The sequence below is a fragment of the Bacteroides sp. MSSM.1001136sp1_RTP21357st2_D2_RTP21359_211015 genome (assembly GCF_040913205.1).
Taxonomy (GTDB): Bacteria; Bacteroidota; Bacteroidia; order Bacteroidales; family Bacteroidaceae; genus Bacteroides; species Bacteroides ovatus.
In genome coordinates this window covers 1-1,612 of sequence record NZ_JBDFVF010000077.1, presented here as the reverse complement: position 1 = coordinate 1,612, position 1,612 = coordinate 1, and the positions used below count along the sequence as shown (strand labels likewise).

Sequence of the window (1,612 nt, the reverse complement as noted above, 5' to 3'; positions counted from 1 at the left end):
CAACTTTTAATAGGATTAAGAAAGAAGAAGACAGTTGAAATAAAAAAGAGATTACCACCAAATTTGACGAAGAACCATGATTTGCAATTCTTATTCTCATATTCTCATAAGTTTCAGATAAAACACACAAAATCAGCATAGTACACCATGAGAAACGTTTTTAAATCCGGTATTTCTCATACTTTGTCTTTCATTTTTTGAAGAAAAATTGTCTATTTATCATAGTATTCCGGATCATTTCTCATAGTCAAATACCAACCATTCATTTCGCTCATTGGCCAACCTTATTTTACACAGCCCTCATCTATTATTTACATGTAAACAACCGTGTAATTATTTGTTTTTCAGTTAATAATGTCGTATCTTTGAAAGAGGATCTCAATCGTTTCACTACAGTGAACGGTTCTGTTCACTAGAGTAGAAAGATCTGTCTACTAGAGTGAAAAGAACCGTTCACTCTAGTGGAACGAACTAGCTGGTAGTTAAATAATAAAAGAATAAAGGCAAGATACACTAAGCGCATCAATTACATAATATATAAACAACCATTAAATTAGAACAAAGATGGCAATACAATTCGAGTTTTATAAGAATCCCCAACCGGAGAAAGAAGGAGAAGAACCTAGTTATCATCCACGGGTAGTCAACTTTCAACATGTGACTACTCAAAAATTGGCAAGAGAAATCCACATGGCAACCACTTTCGGAAAAGCGGAAGTAGAAGCCATGCTAATGGAATTGAGCAGATGCATGGGCAACCACCTATGCGAAGGAGAACGAGTACATCTGGATGGGATCGGCTATTTCCAGATTACATTGCAAGCGACCGAACCCGTGCACTCACTTACCACCCGTGCAGATAAAGTGAAACTAAAATCCATTAACTTCCAGGCTGACAGGAATTTAAAGAGTTTGTGTATGAGTAGTCACTTACGACGTTCGAAATACAAGCCACATTCGGCTTCTCTTTCAGAAGAAGAGATCGACAAGAAACTCACTGCCTATTTTGCAACCCATCCTGTATTGACCCGTAGTAATATGCAGTCACTCTGTTGTTTTACCCAAAGCATGGCCAGCAGACAGATTCGTCGTCTAAAGGCACAAGGAAACTTACAGAATATAGGCAAACCCACACAGCCTATTTATGTACCAACTCCGGGGCATTATGAGAAATGATTTCAACGGGTATGAGAAATAAGCCAAATTAAGGTCTATTTGTGAATAAAGCTATGAGAAACACTAAATTTAAAATCATTTCTCATAGCTTACACCATTAACAATCTGACACTTAGGTCATATTTATGAGAACATGAGAAATGAATATTTTATATCCATTTCAGAGGCGCATCAATTCTCCACCAACCACTTTTCTATATTTCTTGTTTCAACACTAAAGTTAACGCCAATCTTGAAAAGTTTCCGCGAATCCGTTGCAAACGGACGAGCATAATGTTTATCCTCTATCTGCCGCAAAGCTTCTTCCGCCGTACCATTCAATTTAAATTCCATGATGTAGATAAATTTATCGGTCTGCAATACCATATCCACACGGCCCTCACTCGTATGATATTCCGCTTTTACATAGAAGCCTACCAGTTTACACACGATATAT

The 1,612-nt window shown here is 37.3% G+C and carries 2 protein-coding genes; one reads left to right on the top strand and one right to left on the bottom strand.

Features of this window, described 5'->3' with window-relative positions; translation table 11 throughout:
* Positions 1-564: 564 nt before the first annotated feature.
* Complete coding sequence (locus AB5217_RS24795) at positions 565-1,176, top strand: HU family DNA-binding protein (RefSeq protein ID WP_004298279.1); 612 nt, start codon at positions 565-567, stop codon at positions 1,174-1,176.
* A 171-nt stretch (positions 1,177-1,347) separates the two neighbouring features.
* On the opposite strand, the gene AB5217_RS24790 is transcribed toward AB5217_RS24795, so the two are convergent.
* On the bottom strand, positions 1,348-1,612 hold a 265-nt coding region (locus AB5217_RS24790; protein WP_368117398.1), incomplete at its 5' end, for a PD-(D/E)XK nuclease domain-containing protein.

Excerpts from the sequence above, each read along its gene's own strand:
- AB5217_RS24795 (WP_004298279.1), top strand. The coding sequence starts at position 565 with ATGGCAATACAATTCGAGTTTTATAAGAATCCCCAACCGGAGAAAGAA.